Source organism: Candidatus Borrarchaeum sp., from assembly GCF_019058535.1.
In the GTDB taxonomy this organism is placed as follows: domain Archaea; phylum Asgardarchaeota; class Sifarchaeia; order Borrarchaeales; family Borrarchaeaceae; genus Borrarchaeum; species Borrarchaeum weybense.
This window is the reverse complement of sequence record NZ_JAHPYX010000228.1, coordinates 1-18,334: the sequence shown is the minus strand read 5'-3', so window position 1 is coordinate 18,334 and position 18,334 is coordinate 1. Positions and strand designations below refer to the sequence as shown.

The window sequence follows — 18,334 nt, the reverse complement described above, 5'->3', positions numbered from 1 at the left end:
GCATTCAATTGGTCGCAGAGCCCTTAGACGAAAAAAGTATTAGTTTAATAGCAGATAAGGAGATAACAGAAAAAACAGATCAAAGAAGAATAATTAAAACCCTTATTGAGAAAGCCAAATGGCCTAAAAATGAGGCACGCTCAATACTCTATTTGGACAATTTTGCAAACATTTTAGTTAACGAAACCTCAAGAGTTCCTTTTTTTTCGGAAGCTAAGGATATTATCATTGCAAGTTTTAAACAAGCTATGCAAGCAGGCCCCTTAGCACAAGAGCATATACGGGGCGTCAAAGTAACGATTAAAGAGTTAGAACTTAGTTTAACCGCCGAACATCGTAGCCCCTCAAATATAGTTCCAATGATGACTTATGCAATTTTTGATATAATTTTAAAGGGTAATCCTGTCTTATTAGAACCGCTGTACAAAATCCAGGTGAGAATTCCATCTGAATTCATCGGAAAGGTTACAAGTGTGCTGAACAGAAGAAGAGGTAAAATATCTGATAGTTCTCAAAAGGGTCATATTGTAACAATCACAGGCACCATTCCAGTAGCAACAACTTTAAACCTAACAACTGAATTACGTGCTGAAACTTCCGGATATGCGTTTTTTCAAACAGTTTTCTTGAATCAGTGGAGTCCCTTAAGCCCGAAAGTTTCACAGGAAGTTATTCACGAGATACGTTCACGTAGAGGATTACGAGGTTTGCCCAATATTGATTAAAAACAACTATTGACTTTTGGATTGAAATAATTCCGTAGGATCTAATTCTACCTCATTTATGAGCGAACCACACTACCAATTCAGCTCCAATTTGATCCACACGTCCAAATCCTACTCTTTCAAATTGGATGATATCGCCTATTTTAAGGGTTCTCGTAGCAAGCTCACTAAATCCATTTCTTACGGATCCGTCTGACATCAACAATCTTGTTTTCACCAAATCTCTAGAGATAGGTAGCCAATGAATTATTTTCTTTTTCTTTTTCAATACAATTTCAACTTCCCGACTGTGAAAGACTGCTTGAAGACTATCAACTTTTTCGACTACGATGTTAAATAAATCCTTTAACCTGACTAGTTCTTGTTCAATAAATTGTTGTGCATCAGTCTTAGCAACATAAAGATTTGCTTTATTTTTCACTACAAATACTTTGAGTTCTCTGTTTCCTCTTTCTGGGAATTCGGGATGCAGAGGTATCTGAGCTATTTTAGTTAATTGAGGTACTTTTTCAATTACTAGTTCAACAGGATCTTCCACAAAGAAGTATCGATTCGCAATAGGATCAATTAATTTCCTATTGAAAGAGTCCAATGTCTCCATGCCGATACGAATGTCCGTTTTGCTCAGACCGCTTGCAATAGCTAACTCTTTAAAAGCTTCTGGCTGGAACCCTCGGCGAAGAAATGCTCGAATCGTTGGTAAACGTATGTCATCCCACCCCGAAATTTTCCCTTCTTTTAGCCACTGTCGGATTTGCCGCTTGTGGATCTTTCCCCAAGGATCTGGCAGGTAGACCATACCGAACTGCGTTGATTCTGGTGGTGTCCAACCGAAGGATGCATAGATTTCAGCTTGAATGCTCGCATTATGCTGGTGCTCTTTAGCTCTGAAAACATGGCTTATGTTGGAATAGTGATCTTCAATAGTACACGCATAATTATATAGTGGATAAACTCTATACTTAGTGCCAGTACGTGGGTGTGGTGTATCAATTATTCTCAGAAGGGGTGGGTCTCGCAAAACAGGATTTTTGTGATCCATAAGTGTTTTTAATCGAACAACAGCGTCTCCCTCAGCGAAGAAGCCGTCAAGCATTTTCGTCCATCTTTCGAGATGTTCACCCCTACTAAGCGATCTATGAGGGCAATTCCGCTTTTCCATTTTGTAGTTTTTAAACTCCTCTTGCGTACACGTATCTACATACGCCTTTCCATCTTTAATTAACTCTGCTGCTTTTTCGAGATAAAGATCAAAATGATCAGATTCGTATGCAATCTCGTCCCATTGAATTTCAACTGCATTTAAATCCTCTAAGATCCAGTCATAGAATTTTTGATCAACACGCTTGGGATCAGTATCTTCAAATCGCAAAACAAACTTACCATCGTACATCTTAGCATAAAGATAACTAAGTGAAATCGCTCTTAATAGATGACTAATATGTAATGCACCGCTTGGAGCTGGAGCAAATCGTGTAACTATTTGCTCATACTTATCAACATTAGGTAATGGCGGAAGTTTACCTTCCTCTTTTTTCTCTTTTTTAACTTCAAGGAGTTCTGGAAAATCTCTCTCTACTTCTCTTATTTGGTCGTCTAGTGAAAGATTGTTTATATCTGTAATTACGAACATGAAGACGTCCTCGATCTCCTTATGTTCTTTTGTCAATTCTGGGTGTTCTGAGAATAGAGTTGACATCGCGGGTCTGAGTTGTGCATGTCCCTCATGTTTTATTGCATTAAGGAGAATATATTTTCTAGCTAGTTTCTGATAGTCCATTATAATTCCTTCTAAAACTTGTTTATTTTTAGCGTAGTCTAATTGCAGTTTCTTGGGTGGCTACCAGTTGACGTTTTTGTTAACAAATGTATCGTTTTGTCGACATATATTTTATAGTGGAGACTGATGAGTTGAGTTCACAGCATACTGCTAACAGCAACGCTGCCTTTTTATAACCGCTTCCTAGAGTAAATATGCCAGTAACTGAATGGCCTCACACACCATTCCCATCATCCTAGGGGAATGTTCACAACCATGACCTCTCTGACGCAAGCCTATCCACTGAAACTCCTACAGGATACCATCTTACGCCACCAACTTGACTTGTTACTTGATTTGGCTAGCGATGTGGGGCAAAAGGGGAGAAGGTCAGCGATCCAAGAGCTCGTCAAATTATAAAAAGCGGTAGGTTCTTTTACTGTGGCGCGTGTAGTTATTTGGCAGACCGCTATTATATTGCCTCTCTTAACATCTATCGTGTGTATCAAGAACTGCAGAAAAAAACCTATAGTTTAAAACACTCAAGGCCTGTTCCCTATATGGCGCCAGGTAATCCGCTCAACCGTCCTAGCGGGGACTCCACTTCATTGATCGTGGGTGGATAGACATTCTATAAGAGATGTCTATTATGAAAGGAACGGTCGGTCTTATATTCTAATGAATATAAAAGCCAACCTTATTAATTTGTACATAATCTAAGTCGTTAACTGTTGTATGTGAGCTACCTCGTGCGAAAGCATTGAGGCTTCCTGCTTCTACGACAGACTCGATCCCCTGGCGGGTTACGGAGGTCTTATCTCCACAGGCTTAACATCCCTACGCTCCGTAGGTACTACTACGATGTTAATGCAATCAGAGTATGCACCTTGTCTCAAATGTGCGTATTATCCCTCCAATTGCCTTTGATATCTTCGTAACACCACCTATATAATATTAGGGAGCCCCCTCTATAAGTGATGAAAGTGAACCCATACTCACTATCGCAATTCATCACCACGCTGAAGCGGTGGTGCATTCTTGCTTAGCGACTCGTAAAATTCTTAGATATCTAAAGAAGTAAGAGAAACAAAAAGAGGTTTGAAAATGTTTTGGTATTGGGAACTTGTTATTGGTATCTTAACAATAGCCTTAATGACTTTTATAGAGATCAAGAGTCAAAAGATTGACAATGGAAAAAACATAAAGTGGATCAAAGAGCGTTTCACTTGGATCTTAACATTGTTACTATTCGGATTGGCTATTTGTTTTACTGCAACAATCCTTTTAACAGAAACGTATGCAAACAGCGGTAAAAATGTTCCTGTCCCTGTTATTCTACAGTTGCTTCAATTTTCATCATGGGATGCTGTTCATTCATTTCTGACCGATAATTTTCTTGGCCTTTTTTGTATATTTGTAATCCCAATGTTATTTTTTAGAGAAGTTGGCTTATGGAAAAGTATACAGATTGCTCTTTTAACTACCTCAATAGCATATTTTATACCCGTGATTACTGAACACTATTGGTTTTTTATTCATGATTTGATGGGTTTTAGAGAATTTGGGGACTTGTATGAAAATGGTGCTCCTGCTTGGTTTTCAAATCGGATAATAGCTGGAATTTCGATAATCATAGCATTTTTCATATCACGAGCTCAACTTCCCGAGCAAGAAAGGTTGTTCAATTTCCATTTTTTTAAAAGAAAATTGGACTATTTGAAGTCAGTCTACAAAAATCTAAAATAACATGATTCTTCATATGCATCTAGAGATTGAAAATGATAGAAACGCAGAACCTCACTAAAAAGTTTGGAGATCAAACGGCGGTAAAGGAAATAAATTTATCCGTTCCTGAGGCATCAATTTATGGGTTCTTAGGTCAGAATGGAGCTGGCAAAACCACAACGATACGCATGCTTACAGGACTGATAAGACCCACAAGTGGTTTTGGTGCGATTTCGGGATTTGATATTGTAAAAGAATCTCTGTCAATCAGACGCATAACTGGAGTATTGCCCGAGGAGTTCAAGTTTTATCCTTCTCTTTCTGTTTTTCGGGCTCTTATGTATATAGGACGGTTGGATGGAATCAAAGAAAATTTGGAAGATAGTGTTTTGGAGGTAATAAAACTAACAGATTTATCAAAGTACAAACTCTCAAAAGTAGGTACTCTTTCAAGGGGACTAAATAGGCGATTTGGTTTGGCACAATCCTTACTAAAAAGTCCTAAAGTCCTAATATTAGACGAGGCGACTTCAGGTCTTGACCCAATCGCCAGAAGAGAGACTCACACATTATTAAAAACGTTAAATAAGGAAAAGGGCGTAACGGTCTTTTTTAGCACTCATATTTTGAGTGACGTTATTGAGTTGTGCGATAGATTCGGTGTATTACGAGACGGAATTCTTGTAATAGAAGAAAACATGGATAATCTCGCAACAAAAGAAGAAACTAAACTTGAAGAAATGTTGCTAGATTATATGGGCGGATCTAGCTGAATAATGAATGAATTGAAAATAAGGAGTATGAAACGCACTATGACGACATTTACAGTCATACGCACAGAATTTCAATTATACGCACAGAAAATCAGGTTTTTCCTTATTATTAGCTTCGTTGTGGCAATAACATCACTTGCTGGCATTATAGTAGAAATTGATGATCCCTTAAGACTTTTTATGCCTCAAGCCCTTGCTTATTATCTAGGTATTTTCATCGGACTGAGTGTGATTTCAGAAGATTATGAAAATAAAACATTGACGGCACTCGTTTTGAGAGCAATTCCTCGTCGCACCATAATTATTGGAAAGTCAGTATCATTAGTTTTAATCTATACTATGATAACTATAATTTCTCTTATAGTTGCAGACATCATTTTTTTAGCTCTTAGCGGAAACCATTACAACGTAGTCCTACTTTTCAGGGCATTTGCTTCGAGTGTTCTTACTGCATTCATCATGATTTCTTTGACAGTTCTTGTTTCAAGTTATTTTCTCAAAATGGTTCCAACGGCAGTTGCATCCTTTGTGATCTTTCTCCTATTAATCTTGCTCTCTATTGGCGCCACATTTGCGCCAATTGTAGCATATTCTAGTCCCTTCTTCTATGTTACTGATTTAGGGACACCAATCCCGATGACCCCCCAAGAAATAATCATTTCAATTATTGGAGCATTGATCTATGCTGTAATCTTCTTAGGACTCGCAATACTATTTTTCGAAAAAAGAGAATTAGAAAATCTTTGAAATTAATCCTTTCTCCCAAAAAAAACCCTATTTTGGCTCTTCAAACAAACTTCGGGCAATTATCTTTAAAATATCTATTTTCTTAATGTTAAGAGGCGATCTTATTGTATGATGTAGCAATCATCGGTGGAGGAATCGCAGGACTCACTGCAGCAACCCTTCTAAGTAAAAAGGGCTTTAATGTAGTCGTTCTTGAAAAGAGTACTAACTTAGGTGCTCATAATAAACTTCAAATGCAAGGTTTTCCAGCATTTGAAATTCCTACCCTTCCTATTCGTGTACCTTTGAAATATAAAGTTAAGAAAGCCCTTTTATGGACTCCAAGTCAGTCCGTAATTCCTTTTCACTTCGAAAAACCAATTTTATATTTACATTATCGAGGAGCAGAGCATTCAGTTGATACATTCCTGCATAAATTAGCTCTTAAGGCAGGTGCTAGCATAATAACAGCTTCAGAGGTTCGAAAACTAGGCTTTGGCAAAACAATAAATGAAATTACGACTTCTGGTGGTGCGAAGTATAAAGCTCGTTGTATACTCGCTGCAGATGGGGCTAGTAGTCGCACAAGAAGAATACTTAGAGTCGATGTGCTTGAGCCAAAGGGGATCGGTTATGGGGCGGTGATGGAAAACATCGATATAGAGCCAATGGAGATCCATGGAGCCTTTTCCCAGAAAATCGCTCCCATGGGTTATAGTTATATTATAGGGCATTCGGATGAAACTGCGACTGTTGCAGTTTCAGCACGTCCAAACTATTTGGAATTGAAGTTAGGAGAATATTTTAAAAGGACATTAAAGTTCTTTCGACCAATCATAAAAAACGGTAAGAAGATTAACATATTTTCTGGGATTGTAACTTGTGGTAATGGAACTCAGACTCTTGTTCACAAAAATATTTTATTTATTGGCGAGGCAGGAGGGTTTCAAGACCCTACCTTGGGTTTTGGCATGGCGCCGTCTATGAGGTCTGCTGAAATTGCTGTAAAACTTATAGCGGATGCTTTAGCTACTGCGGATGACAGAACTATATATTTAAAGAAGCTAGAACAGTACGATAAACTTGCTAAAATGAATTTAACAAAAAAAGAAATCAAATGGAAGTGGATTATGCGAAAAGAAATACTAGAAAAGATCTCAGATTACCAACTAGATTCGCTTTTGCAAATGCTTCATGGAAAAGATAAACTAATAGAAAAAGCATTAACTTTAGGGCTCAAACAACTTTGGCCTTTTCTAATAACTACATTTTTCCTTCGGCCTTTTCTATTTGGTCATCTTATTAAATCAATGAAATCATTAGTCCACTTTAAAAAAAACACACTCATAAACACAGAAATGACCAACTTCTAATAATTTCTAGGTTGTTTCAGCAGAATTTCTGTTACAGCACATTGTTTGCATCTATAATTGTTATCCAAGCATATTCTCGCAACTTTGGAGCGATTCGAAGCAAAAAATTGTCGATATCGTCCAATATCTTTTGTAACGTTTCGTATAAAGCGGGCCATCTATAATGGAAGAAATAGGAAGCGCCTGAAAATAAAGCTAATTCTCTGTGACGGACATATCTGAAACAAGAATTAAAGGCATCGAGAGTTCGTGACAAGTTTAAAGGTTTTTCTGTAGGGCTTCTATCATAAGGATCCAGAATAGTTCTATTAATATTTGCCAATGGATTTTTATCGAGAGGCTCAATGAAAATCGCTCTTCCTGATGGAACAAGGCAAGATTTAATTTTCTTAATGCTTTCTTCTAAAGAATAGGTAGTTAGATGGTGTAGTACTGAACGACAAAGCACTATATCAAATTTTCCGGGTAATTGGTCTACATCAATGTTTGCAACGAGAAAATTTGTTTTATCTGAAACCTCCATTTCTTCAGAGAGAATCTTAGCCTTTTGTATTGAAATAGGTGAAATATCGACACCCATTACCTTGTATCCCATTTTTGCAAGAAGTATGCTATCAAATCCCAAACCACATCCAATGTCTAAAAGAGTCTTTCCGGTTAGCAAAGGTTTGATATACTTCCATGTGATTTCCTTAAGTCTTTTTGAGACCCCTAGTTTAAGTTCATCTTTATTAAATCTCTCGGCCACCGAATCTTGATACGCTCTTTCAATCTCAGCGATTTTGCTAGTCATTTATCTACTCACTACAATGACGCTATGAATTAGTTTTTTTAACTTATTAAGCGGATACTGATATGAGTAACTTGTTAGGCCTTAAATATATTTTAGATAACTATAAAGTCTCTGGAAAGCTATTGAAGAAAAAACTCAACCCTAATAAGTGATTAAAAGTTAATAATAGGCACCGAAAGAATCTTAAAGGCAAGGATAGTTACAGCATAGAAGCCGTTTTAAGTGAAGTATTACAGAATTTGACTAACTATTTCATTTTATATGACAAATAACGAGGATTACTATGCTTGAACTCATTCTAATCGGCGAAATCGCAGTTGCTTTCTTGCTAACTCTTATAATCACGCCTTATATAAACAAATTCTTAATTAGTAGAGGATATACCAGTAGAGACGTACATAAAAATGAACCAACAGAGGTACCGACTTTTGGGGGGATTGCTCCAGTTATAGCAATTTTTGCAAGCCTTCTTATTCCCATTTTCTTTTTCGATCTACTAAATATCCTCCAATTAATTGCTATTTTGTTTACAATTTCCTTGATTACGTTGATTGGCATTTTCGATGATTTAAAAACAATTCCGCAACTGCAAAAAACAATTTTTTGTGCCGCTGCAAGTATTCCGCTCTACTTTGTACTCCATGACACAAAATTAACATTACCCTTTCTAGGAACCTTGGATATAGGCTGGTTTTTCCTCATTCTTATCGCATTCACTGTAGTAGTCTCTTCTAATTTAACTAACATGCTTGCTGGATTCAATGGTCTTGAGGCTGGCCTTGGAATCATCACATCAGCAGCACTAGCCATAATTCTCACAATATCAGGACGAATATCGTTTCTAACGCTCTTGATTCCATTCACTGGTGCATTAATTGGCTTCATTTTTTATAATTGGTACCCTAGCAAGACTTTTCCTGGAGATACCCTTACATTAACGATAGGAACCGTTTTAGCGTGCGTTGCCCTTGTTTCTCAACTTACTTTCTACCTTGTTATCTTGTTTATTCCCTATATCATCGATTTTTTAATGAAAGCCACAGTCAAATTTCAAGGTCGCAAACTGTATGGCGATACAAAAATCAGAGCCGATGGAACTCTTAAACCACCAAAATATCCTGCAGTAGCTCATGCCATCCTTAAATTCACCCCAATGACTGAAAAACAGTTAGTAAAAGCGCTCATTATAATAGAAATAGTATTTGCTCTCATTGCAATAAGTCTAGCATTACTTAGTTTTGTATTTTCTTAAATCTAAGAAATCTCTTTTATTTATGTAATTTAAACTGATTTGAGAAATAAGTGACTCGGAGGTTACAAATTGGGAGAACAAAGAAAATTATGGAAAATAGGGCAAATAGATGCTATTGGTATCCGAAGCCCTCACGAAAAAGAATTACAAGAGTTTAGCAATTCAAAATATCCTTTATTTAAAGATTTGGCAATCGATAAGATGAGGGATTTTGTAGTTAATGATATCGGAGGAAAAATGAACAACATCGGTCTCGGTGAAGATTGGACAATTACCTTTGAAATATTCCCTCAGGTAAATATCCATATTTCTTATTCTTTCTTCGGTGATGAATTTGGTGATGAGATGGAAGCAGAGTTGAAATACTACTTTTCGGGAGAGCGAGTCCATTTAATTCCTGGTGAAGACCTTGTTGCATTTGTAGATATTTTGTTGGATTTTATTGAGAGAATGATTAAGAATGAAGAACCTTTCGACAAGAATTTTGATGTAAAATCCAAAATGATGGAAAATGTCTTAACCCAAAGAAGTGAGCCTTTCAAATTTTTGAAGGACGAAGATCAAGAAAAATTGTCTACTTTTCTGGGCGCCAAAATACAAAAAACGTCTGATAGATGGTCGATCATACGAGAAGTATTTCCGAACATATTTACTGAAATTGTCTGGAATACTAAAGAAGGTTTAGATATTGAATTCTCTGGTGAAAATCTCGCGAAAAAGATCAGTAGCGTCCATGCTGAATTTTTAGGAATTTTTACAATTAACCAAATATTACGTTACATTACGCTGAATAACCTGGACAAGAACTTACCAGATATATGTTACACAATGTTTTCAAGATACTTCACTAAACAAAAAAATTGGGATCACAGGAAAAAATGACTTTTCCTTCACATCTCTCGCCTCTGGAAGCCCCTACTCTTTAGGGTGGGGTAATTGACTCTCATTCTGTTTTCACTTCTTTGAGTAATCTACAAGACTGTTTTCGTTAATATTTCACGTACAGATAGGTATGCAGGAGAATCGTTAGGAAGTTCTAAGAGGGATTTTCCGACAAGATTGTATTCTTGAACAAGTGGATCGGTAGGGATTTGTCCCACAAGATTCAAACCATTTTTTTCAGCATATTGTTGAATATACTCTAGTGCTGACTCGGTAACTCTATTCGCTACCAGATAGACCTCCCGAAATTCTATCTTCAATTTTTGTGAGAGTTCTTTGATTCTAAGTGCTGTTTGGAGTCCCATCTTGGAAGCGTCAGTTATTACATATAAATAATCCACATCGCGATCTGTTCTTCGTGCAATATGCTCTAAACCTGCAGGCATATCCATGAGTGCATATTCATAATTTCCAACATAATTATCAAGAATACTCGTAAGTGCAGTATTGATATAACAGAAACATCCTTCTCGCTCTAATGCCCCCATAACTAACAAATCAAAAGTATCGCCTTCATACAAGACTTCAAACAGTTGCGATTCTATGTGGGACTTTTTGTTAAAGTCGGGAGGCAACTGCGACATACGGTTCATTAAATCGAAACAAACATCGCCTACTGTTTTTTGAACTGGTGTGTCCAGCAAATCTGGTATATTTGAGTCAGGATCTGCATCAACCACTAAAATGTTTTTTTTCCCTAGTTCGAGTAACGCTTTCAAACTCAATGCCATAAAACTCGATTTGCCTGTTCCGCCTTTGCCAGATGATCCAATAACATAATTCATTTTAAACCACCATGGAGACTCCTAACAAAAAGGAGTGATAGTTGACTATCATCACCTCATCTACTCACAAAATGGGAATTAACTCTTAAAATCTTATTTATCGTAACAAGAAGAAGATAACAATGAACTCAATTTCCAAGAGTTTTCATTGTTTTCTATTTGATGTATCCATTTGATTAAGAAGATTTCTGGCATGTTTTTGGGTTATGTTATAACTGTAACTTTCTTTGAAAGCGGGGATTAGTAACTATTCATCTAAAAATGTCATTTAGCGTTTCCGTACGTTTCAATTTTGCGATAAAAGTAACTAGAATATAACCTATTGAACTCGTTAAAGCAATAAAAAGTGCTCTCGCAAAGATTGTGAGAAGATCTGTGTGAAAATAAATTCCCACCTCGAATATATAGAATATCCAAAAGTTAATGAATGTATAGATCGCATTACTTGTTCTTATTCCTGATATAAGCATCCCTGAACCGAATAGGGCCGCAATGAGGACTGAAAGTAGAGTTATTGGGAGAAGTAACGATTCAAATGAGATATCAGTTCTTCCTTGGAAGATAAACATGGCTGTCATCATTCCTATAACGATAGCGGCACATAAAACACTGAAATCAACCTGTAGAGATGATATCGTCATATAGGATCTCAAATCTACACGATCAGTTCTTTTCTCATCATAACGCGCCCATTTCGTCAACTTCATCAATATTCCTTCAAATGATTGAGTGATCTCATGTGGGAGATTCTTACGGAAGAAACGTATGGCGATAAGCCAACCAATGAAATGGAAGAAAAGTATGCTTAGCGCAAATGTGCTAAAGAAGACAAAGCCAAAGTCGTCATATAAGGAAAACCACACTCTCCACTTTACAACTCTATAGAAAAAGACTGCGCATGTATAACAATAATATAACACCATATCACCTAATTGAGGACCCACAGGTCTACCGAGAAAATACAGAATAAGTAGAGGGATTGTCCAGACGATATATTGCTCACTCATATATCTATTTAATAGCATGAATACAAGTAAGAAAATTGTTGATTCTTCAAGCAGACCAAACTTTATATTAATGATCTCTCTCTTTACGAAAATTAGCAAGGTAAATAGCCATCCCACTCCCTGAATTACCATTATGACAGAACGTTCTTTTATAGAAATACTTGTTCTAGAGATAAAATAAAATAGAATTCGATAAATTGACAGGCCTCTTGTGCCCCCTACGGCTAACAAGACAGAAGTATAGGCGTCAAAAGATAATATTAGGTATGGTACAGAAATAAGAATACAAAATATTGTTACTATGGCGTTATACTCTATAATGCGTTGCCATCTTTTTTCCTTTTGTCTTATAAAATATAGGACTACTATAGGGAGAAGCACAATCGGGAATAGCTTGTACATTACACCAATACCAAGTGAGAACGCGCTGAATCTTACCCTTTCTTTGATTAGCAGATAAAGTGCTAACAACATGAACATAGTGGGAATCGAATCAAAATGTCCAAAAATGACTGTCTGAAAATAAATCCACGGATTTAACAGAAAAAGTGCACTTGTGTAATAAGCCAGACGTTCATTATGAGTGTATTCAATGATCATTTTGTAAATCAGAAAGCCTAAAATTATCTCAGAAAATACAATCGGTAATTTAAAGTAAAATATATTCTTTCCCGCAATTAAGACTACTAGTGCTTCCGTATAGTAGAATATCGGTAGATATTTTATGTCCCCTCTTCCGTAAGGTGATTGCCCCTGCAATAATATGTCTACCGCCTGATAAACTACTTGAATATCATAAGTATGTGCAAAGAAGGATGCATAAACAAGTCGTGTAAGAAGTCCGAAAAGAAGAAGGATATATATCTTGGTTTCTCTAACCTTCTCAATACGATCTAAAAGTAGTATCCATGGGATTAGCATAAGAAGGGTGGAAAGACAAAGCGCGCTCTCTTGGAAATAAAGCAACCCTACCATGTTGTACTCCCCTAATTTCGGCCGATTTCCTTATACAGCCAAAATTTGCTATTTTTTCTAATAAAAGTTGGTGTGTTTAGTATTTTTTTATAGTATTTGCATAAAATATTAATAATCCTTTTGAATGCTAATGGTCAACAAAATGGTAAAAAGCCGGAAGGATTCCAGTTTCTTAATATATAAAAATGCAAATTGTTCTTTTAAATAGTCGAGGAGAGAATTATGTTTTCTGGGATTCAAAGTCCCTATCTAGGAATTATAATTCTAATAATCGTTTCTCTAGGAGTTACACTATTTCTAACGAAATATTCTTATTTGGATAAGCTTGCAAAAGATAAAAAGGAGAATTGGTTGCCTGTTTTATTTTTAGCATCATTCATAATCTATGGTTTATTCTTTTCATTAGTGACATTATTTCGAGCAGAACCAGAACAGATCGCAACAATTAGTAATGATATCTTCCAAGTGAATATTGGATTTACATTAATCATCTTAGGTTGTGGCCTTGCTATATTTTTCACAACCACAGAATATCAATTTAAGCAGGACTACACTTCAAAGCTTTTGATAGGTTTATCTGGCGTTCTTGCTATTATTGGCTTCATACTTATCATTAGTACTGGATTAGTTTATCATAAACTCTTATGAACTAACTCCCACCATATCAAGGAGTCTTCTTGCGTATTAAACATAAATCTTTATTATGTGTGTATTCATTGCGAGAGACACCATAAGAGACGCAACCGCCTTTATTGAGGTATATATGTGAAAGCAGTTATTATTGCAGCTGGAAAAGGCACGCGAATGAAGCCATTTACTCTCTCCAGACCAAAACCGCTTATTCCAGTAGCTGGAAAACCGCTTATTGAGCATACTATTACATCACTTAATAATTGTGGGATAACGGAAATCATCGTTGTGATCGGATATATGAAAGCTCAGATGCAGAATTATTTTGAAAGGATATCAACACAATTATTTCAAGGCTTGAAAATCACGCTTGTCGAACAAAATGAGCAAAAAGGCACAGCACATGCCTTAAAATTTGTGGAAGATTTCATAGATGAAGCATTCATGTTGATAAACGGTGATATAATCACAAGTGAAAAAAATTTTGAAGATGTGCTCAAAAGATATGATCAGAAAAGTGCACCCATCTTTTCATTAACACAGGTAGCAGATCCTTCAAATTTTGGGATTGTTGATTTAGATGCAGATGATCGCATTAAGAAGATCGTAGAAAAGCCCGCTGCCGAAAATGCCCCAAGTAACCTCGCCAATGCAGGCATTTATATCCTTCCCCCTCAGATCTTTGATGCCGTTAAAGAGACCTCGGTATCTTCTCGAGACGAATATGAACTCACGGATTCGATTCAAAAGTTGATTGATAATGGGTTCTCTTTCTATGGACACACCCTATCTGAATGGTGGGTGGATTGTGGATTACCCTGGGATCTTCTTAGAATAAATGAGCAGATATTACAAGAATCAAAATTAAGAAATGAAGGTGAAGTTGAGGAAGGAGCGCGTTTAAAAGGTCCTGTTGGTGTTGGTAAGAATTCAATAATTCGTGCAGGAGCATACATACAAGGACCTGTACTTATTGGCATGGACTCTGAGATAGGCCCTAATAATTACATCAGACCATATACTTTTGTTGGAAACGACGTAAGAATAGGCAATGCAGTCGAAATTAAAAGCAGTATAATATTTGATCACACACGTATTGGACATCTTTCTTATGTTGGAGATTCAATAATTGGCGAGAACTGCAATTTTGGTGCAGGAACAAAAGTAGCAAATTTAAGGCTAGATAATAAAACGATAAAAGTTACTATTAAGGGAAAACGTGTCGACAGTGGACGAAGGAAGTTAGGTATTTTCATGGGCGATAACGTAAAGACTGGAATTAATGTTAGTTTTATGCCTGGAGTGAAAATTGGCCCAAGTTCAGCGATTGGATCTGAGATAGTAGTCTCGCGAGATGTTTCTGCAAATTCCTTCCTTCAAATTCGTCAAGATTTAGAAACGGCGGAGTGGCGTTAGTATTTGAAAACTAACTCCTTATTTCACTAACTTGACTTATTATTTGACAACAAAGACCACTAACAAAGCATTTTCCTTCGCAATCGATGACTTTAACAACTCTTGGTTCAAGTAAACATTTTGATTTTGTTTCAGGGGTATAATAGGGGCAATCACCTGTATTTGAACTAAATTCTTCAAGTAAAGCAGTAATTCGGTCTTCTCTTACTCTAGGATCAAGTTTATGATGATTATCGGTTTCTGTAGCGGAAATCATGTCATTACAAAGACTTAATTGCTCTTGCGTGATTTGGAAAGACTCATTATATTTTTTTATCAATGAAATTGCAATAGTAGGAGAAAGTACCGCATTCTGAAACGCTGAAAGACCCACATAGATCTCTACTAGCAATTCCACAAGAGATCCTTGGAATTTTTTGTATATCTCTTCAGGAAAAGACCTCGCGTTCAAGGAATAATATTCCCAAAAGATGTCTATTAAATGGAGCAAAATATCACAGTTTTGCATTGTTTTATTTATGTTTTTCTTATTTATGTTACTCACATTGTTGTTTAGTTCATCCATGGCGTTTCCTATAGCATTTAATCGGATTGTAATAGCTCGAGGATCAAATTCCATCAAATTCAAATCCCTCTTTTAGAATTTGATTCTTACCTTAACATGAATATTAATAGTGGTATCATTTGGACTATATTTCGGTACGATAAAATTAATCTTGAATTAAGGATAGCATGTATTGGAAGTAGGGTTTTTGAATGAAAACGATGAAACTAATCAAAGAGCGCAATTTGGTTAGAAAAAATTGGCGAGAAATGGATCTTAGAGTTGCACTATGCTATCCTAATAAATATCATATAGGAATGAGTTCTTTTACGATCCATCTAATCCCACATCTTTTTAATTCCAGAAATAATGTAGTTTGTGAGCGTGTCTTTTTACCTTACACAAAAGCGCAACCAACTTCAATAGAGTCAAACCAACCTCTTAAAAATTTTGATCTTATTGGATTTTCTGTACAGTTTGAAACTGATTACCCACATATCGTTAAAATGCTTCTTGATTCTTTCATTCCTCCCTATGCCAGAGAACGAGATGGTAAAGAATATCCTCTTGTCATTGGTGGAGGACCGTGTATTTCTGCTAATCCCGAACCTATAGCTGATTTTTTCGATTTGTTAGTGGTTGGTGATATAGAACCAGTACTTGATAAGATCATTGACCACTGTTTGAAGTTTAAGAATCCCAGAAATCGTCTTAATGAATTATTGGATATGCCTGGCGTATATCTGCCATCGCTAAATCAGGATACTATCAAAAGTGTCTGGGTAAATGAAATGGACAATATCTTACATCCTTTGCAGCAAATTGTCCCATTGGTTGAGCGTAAAGATAAGGTCTCTCTGGCATTTGGAAAAACGTTTCTCATGGAAATATCAAGAGGATGTAGCCATGGTTGTCGTTTTTGCCTAATTGGATACACAAACAGACCTTATAGAGAGAGATCTCTTTCTGTTTTAGAGAAAATAGTTGATAAAGGGATCGAGTTAACTGGCGTTAAGAAAATATCACTGATTGGTGCTGCGATATCTGATTATAAAAGACTTGAAGATCTTTGCTGGTATATAGTTAACTCTGGTTTAAACTTATCTCTTTCATCTTTACGAGCTGATCGTGTTACTCCATCGCTTATTGAGGCAATTGCTTCCAGTGGACAACAATCAATTGCCCTTGCTCCTGAAACAGGCACTAATAAACTTAGATATTGTACAAAAAAGCAGATGACAAATGATGATATCGCTAGGGCTGCGGAAATTGCAGCTGAATATGGAATTCATCATCTGAAACTCTACTATTTAATAGGTTTGCCAAACGAGGAAGAATCTGATTTGAAAGGAATAATTGAACAAGCAAAAGAAATCTCACAATTTAAATTTAAAAGAGGTATATCCTTAAGCATAAACCCGTTTGTTCCTAAGGCACATACACCTTTTCAATGGGATCCACAACCTCCACTTGAAATTCTTAGAGAAAAAAAACGGTTTCTTGAATCTGCTTTACGAAAATTTGCTCCAAAGATTGCTTTAAAATTTCTCGACTTTAGATGGGGTAAAATACAAGCCCTTCTTTCGCGCGGAGATCGACACTTGAGTGAAGTAATAAAAACTGTAGCAGAGCGCCATATTACACTTGGTAGTTGGAGGAAGGCCTTATCTGAAGCAAATATCAAATTAGAAGAGTATTTAAATCGTTTTTCTTTATATGATGAGATGCCTTGGGATCATATTCTGCTTAATTTTCGAAGAGCCTCATTAATTAAAGAACGAATGCTTGTGGTAAAAGGAAAATAACTATCCACAATTTATGGATAGTAAGCACAATTTATGGATAATATGCAATCTCACTTGAGATAGTGAAGTATATATAGGGATATTACCATATGAACTGTTCTGACAACAATCAAATGCTTGTGGGATTCCTGTGGAATACAAAGAGGTCAAAAAGAAATATCCATCTATTTATCAGGAACTTCAATTAGAAACTTCAAAAGTGCGCATAAGTAGTTATCGTTCTGATACAAATACTGGAGAGGCTGCAGTTGTATCAGGACATAATCTTACAGGATATATGCCCGATGTCATTGATTATCTGAGACGTTGTGACAATGAAGCGCAGGCAAAAGAAATAATTGAATTTTTGAAAGAAAAGGGTGAACTTTCTTCTGAGTATGCAGATCGTCTCATGGCTCAACTTTTAGAGCATGGTGTGCGCAGTTTCGGATCCAAAAAGCCACCTGGTTGGTATGAGCAGCTGAAAAGTCAGTAAATGTTTGAATCAAACTTGCAAATATATATTTATGCTGCTGCTTCAGATACAGGCTCAGGCTCAACTTCGGGAATCACATCAGGTACCCGTGTCACTTTTGATTTCATGATTTCACATTTTCTCAAAGCCGTTACTTTCTTCGCTGCATTATAGATCTCGCTGCCAACCTTTCCCAAAACAACTTGCTGTACAAATTGTTGAAATGTAAGTTCTTCTGCCTTCTTTTGGATAATATCTTCCATGATTTTCCGAATTATGTGTTGTTGTGTTGTCTTAGCACGTGATAGAGTAAGAACGATTGCTGTGAGCCTTAAAGTATAGCCGTCTTTCGTCGTCACATTAAAAATACCATCAATTCTGGAACTACCTCTTCTGATGAGGGAACGTAGATAATCTCGTGTGAAAACATGACCCTGATACTCTGTATAAGCAATTTTGTTTTTCACTTCATTAATTTGAAAAAGCAACTTCACATGAATTTGATTAAAATCATTAGTAATGTCGTACAATGTGGTTTCGATCCTTCTACCCACAATTTTTTCTGGATCAACCGCAACAGTCTCACCTATGTCTAGGTTGCCAAAATAACTTGGTGTTTGAATCTTATACCACTCTTTACTCTTCCATTT

At 36.4% G+C, this 18,334-nt stretch carries 16 protein-coding genes and 1 pseudogene; 11 read left to right on the top strand and 6 right to left on the bottom strand.

Features of this window, described 5'->3' with window-relative positions; translation table 11 throughout:
• A pseudogene (locus QVB70_RS14050) lies at positions 1 to 725 on the top strand (elongation factor EF-2); the annotation flags it as partial.
• 52 nt (positions 726 to 777) lie between these two features.
• On the opposite strand, the gene QVB70_RS14045 reads toward QVB70_RS14050, so the two are convergent.
• Positions 778 to 2,505 (bottom strand): glutamate--tRNA ligase, encoded by a 1,728-nt coding sequence (locus tag QVB70_RS14045; protein WP_287587455.1) that lies wholly within the window; start codon positions 2,503 to 2,505, stop codon positions 778 to 780.
• Between the two features lie 1,083 nt (positions 2,506 to 3,588).
• On the opposite strand from QVB70_RS14045, the gene QVB70_RS14040 reads away from it, so the two are divergent.
• The 4 genes from QVB70_RS14040 (at position 3,589) to QVB70_RS14025 (ending at position 7,081) form a co-directional block, all read left to right on the top strand.
• Positions 3,589 to 4,230 (top strand): hypothetical protein, encoded by a 642-nt coding sequence (locus QVB70_RS14040; RefSeq protein ID WP_287587454.1) that lies wholly within the window; start codon positions 3,589 to 3,591, stop codon positions 4,228 to 4,230.
• Positions 4,231 to 4,262: 32 nt separating this feature from the next.
• Entirely contained in the window at positions 4,263 to 4,982 is a 720-nt protein-coding gene (locus QVB70_RS14035; RefSeq protein WP_287587453.1) for an ABC transporter ATP-binding protein, read from the top strand.
• A gap of 3 nt (positions 4,983 to 4,985) precedes the next feature.
• On the top strand, positions 4,986 to 5,729 hold the full coding sequence (locus QVB70_RS14030) for an ABC transporter permease (RefSeq protein ID WP_287587451.1): 744 nt from the start codon (positions 4,986 to 4,988) through the stop codon (positions 5,727 to 5,729).
• Between the two features lie 104 nt (positions 5,730 to 5,833).
• Positions 5,834 to 7,081, top strand: a complete 1,248-nt coding sequence (locus QVB70_RS14025; RefSeq protein WP_287587448.1) for an NAD(P)/FAD-dependent oxidoreductase — start codon at positions 5,834 to 5,836, stop codon at positions 7,079 to 7,081.
• 31 nt (positions 7,082 to 7,112) lie between these two features.
• Here QVB70_RS14025 and QVB70_RS14020 read toward each other — a convergent pair whose 3' ends face one another.
• Entirely contained in the window at positions 7,113 to 7,874 is a 762-nt protein-coding gene (locus QVB70_RS14020) for a class I SAM-dependent methyltransferase (protein ID WP_287587445.1), read from the bottom strand.
• Positions 7,875 to 8,157: 283 nt separating this feature from the next.
• On the opposite strand from QVB70_RS14020, the gene QVB70_RS14015 reads away from it, so the two are divergent.
• Together QVB70_RS14015 and QVB70_RS14010 are read left to right on the top strand one after the other, a co-directional pair.
• A complete protein-coding gene (locus QVB70_RS14015) occupies positions 8,158 to 9,126 on the top strand; it encodes a hypothetical protein (protein ID WP_287587441.1) in 969 nt (322 codons plus the stop codon).
• A gap of 69 nt (positions 9,127 to 9,195) precedes the next feature.
• On the top strand, positions 9,196 to 10,008 hold the full coding sequence (locus QVB70_RS14010; protein ID WP_287587438.1) for a hypothetical protein: 813 nt from the start codon (positions 9,196 to 9,198) through the stop codon (positions 10,006 to 10,008).
• Positions 10,009 to 10,097: 89 nt separating this feature from the next.
• On the opposite strand, the gene QVB70_RS14005 is transcribed toward QVB70_RS14010, so the two are convergent.
• Together QVB70_RS14005 and QVB70_RS14000 are read right to left on the bottom strand one after the other, a co-directional pair.
• On the bottom strand, positions 10,098 to 10,853 hold the full coding sequence (locus QVB70_RS14005; RefSeq protein ID WP_287587436.1) for a P-loop NTPase: 756 nt from the start codon (positions 10,851 to 10,853) through the stop codon (positions 10,098 to 10,100).
• Between the two features lie 251 nt (positions 10,854 to 11,104).
• Positions 11,105 to 12,835 carry a glycosyltransferase 87 family protein gene (locus QVB70_RS14000; protein WP_287587433.1) on the bottom strand — a complete coding sequence of 577 codons (1,731 nt, stop codon included), beginning with the start codon at positions 12,833 to 12,835 and terminating at the stop codon, positions 11,105 to 11,107.
• A 222-nt stretch (positions 12,836 to 13,057) separates the two neighbouring features.
• On the opposite strand from QVB70_RS14000, the gene QVB70_RS13995 reads away from it, so the two are divergent.
• Entirely contained in the window at positions 13,058 to 13,483 is a 426-nt protein-coding gene (locus QVB70_RS13995; protein WP_287587431.1) for a hypothetical protein, read from the top strand.
• Between the two features lie 117 nt (positions 13,484 to 13,600).
• Positions 13,601 to 14,881, top strand: coding sequence for a bifunctional sugar-1-phosphate nucleotidylyltransferase/acetyltransferase (glmU, locus tag QVB70_RS13990; RefSeq protein ID WP_287587428.1), 1,281 nt, complete (start codon positions 13,601 to 13,603; stop codon positions 14,879 to 14,881).
• Positions 14,882 to 14,891: 10 nt separating this feature from the next.
• Here glmU and QVB70_RS13985 read toward each other — a convergent pair whose 3' ends face one another.
• Positions 14,892 to 15,500, bottom strand: a complete 609-nt coding sequence (locus QVB70_RS13985) for a hypothetical protein (RefSeq protein ID WP_287587426.1) — start codon at positions 15,498 to 15,500, stop codon at positions 14,892 to 14,894.
• A 137-nt stretch (positions 15,501 to 15,637) separates the two neighbouring features.
• Here QVB70_RS13985 and QVB70_RS13980 point away from each other — a divergent pair, with 137 nt between their 5' ends.
• Both QVB70_RS13980 and QVB70_RS13975 read left to right on the top strand, forming a co-directional pair.
• Positions 15,638 to 17,230, top strand: a complete 1,593-nt coding sequence (locus QVB70_RS13980; RefSeq protein WP_287587423.1) for a radical SAM protein — start codon at positions 15,638 to 15,640, stop codon at positions 17,228 to 17,230.
• A 130-nt stretch (positions 17,231 to 17,360) separates the two neighbouring features.
• A complete protein-coding gene (locus tag QVB70_RS13975) occupies positions 17,361 to 17,705 on the top strand; it encodes a DUF2095 family protein (RefSeq protein WP_287587420.1) in 345 nt (114 codons plus the stop codon).
• Between the two features lie 29 nt (positions 17,706 to 17,734).
• Here the strand turns inward: QVB70_RS13975 and QVB70_RS13970 are convergent.
• On the bottom strand, positions 17,735 to 18,334 hold a 600-nt coding region (locus tag QVB70_RS13970; protein WP_287587417.1), incomplete at its 5' end, for a 30S ribosomal protein S3ae.

Coding starts and splice junctions, on each gene's coding strand:
- QVB70_RS14040 (WP_287587454.1), top strand. CDS start 3,589: ATGTTTTGGTATTGGGAACTTGTTATTGGTATCTTAACAATAGCCTTA.
- QVB70_RS14000 (WP_287587433.1), bottom strand. CDS start 12,835: ATGGTAGGGTTGCTTTATTTCCAAGAGAGCGCGCTTTGTCTTTCCACC.
- QVB70_RS14030 (WP_287587451.1), top strand. CDS start 4,986: ATGAATGAATTGAAAATAAGGAGTATGAAACGCACTATGACGACATTT.
- QVB70_RS14015 (WP_287587441.1), top strand. CDS start 8,158: ATGCTTGAACTCATTCTAATCGGCGAAATCGCAGTTGCTTTCTTGCTA.
- QVB70_RS14005 (WP_287587436.1), bottom strand. CDS start 10,853: ATGAATTATGTTATTGGATCATCTGGCAAAGGCGGAACAGGCAAATCG.
- QVB70_RS13985 (WP_287587426.1), bottom strand. CDS start 15,500: ATGGAATTTGATCCTCGAGCTATTACAATCCGATTAAATGCTATAGGA.
- QVB70_RS14020 (WP_287587445.1), bottom strand. CDS start 7,874: ATGACTAGCAAAATCGCTGAGATTGAAAGAGCGTATCAAGATTCGGTG.
- QVB70_RS14045 (WP_287587455.1), bottom strand. CDS start 2,505: ATGGACTATCAGAAACTAGCTAGAAAATATATTCTCCTTAATGCAATA.
- QVB70_RS13995 (WP_287587431.1), top strand. CDS start 13,058: ATGTTTTCTGGGATTCAAAGTCCCTATCTAGGAATTATAATTCTAATA.
- QVB70_RS14035 (WP_287587453.1), top strand. CDS start 4,263: ATGATAGAAACGCAGAACCTCACTAAAAAGTTTGGAGATCAAACGGCG.
- QVB70_RS13980 (WP_287587423.1), top strand. CDS start 15,638: ATGAAAACGATGAAACTAATCAAAGAGCGCAATTTGGTTAGAAAAAAT.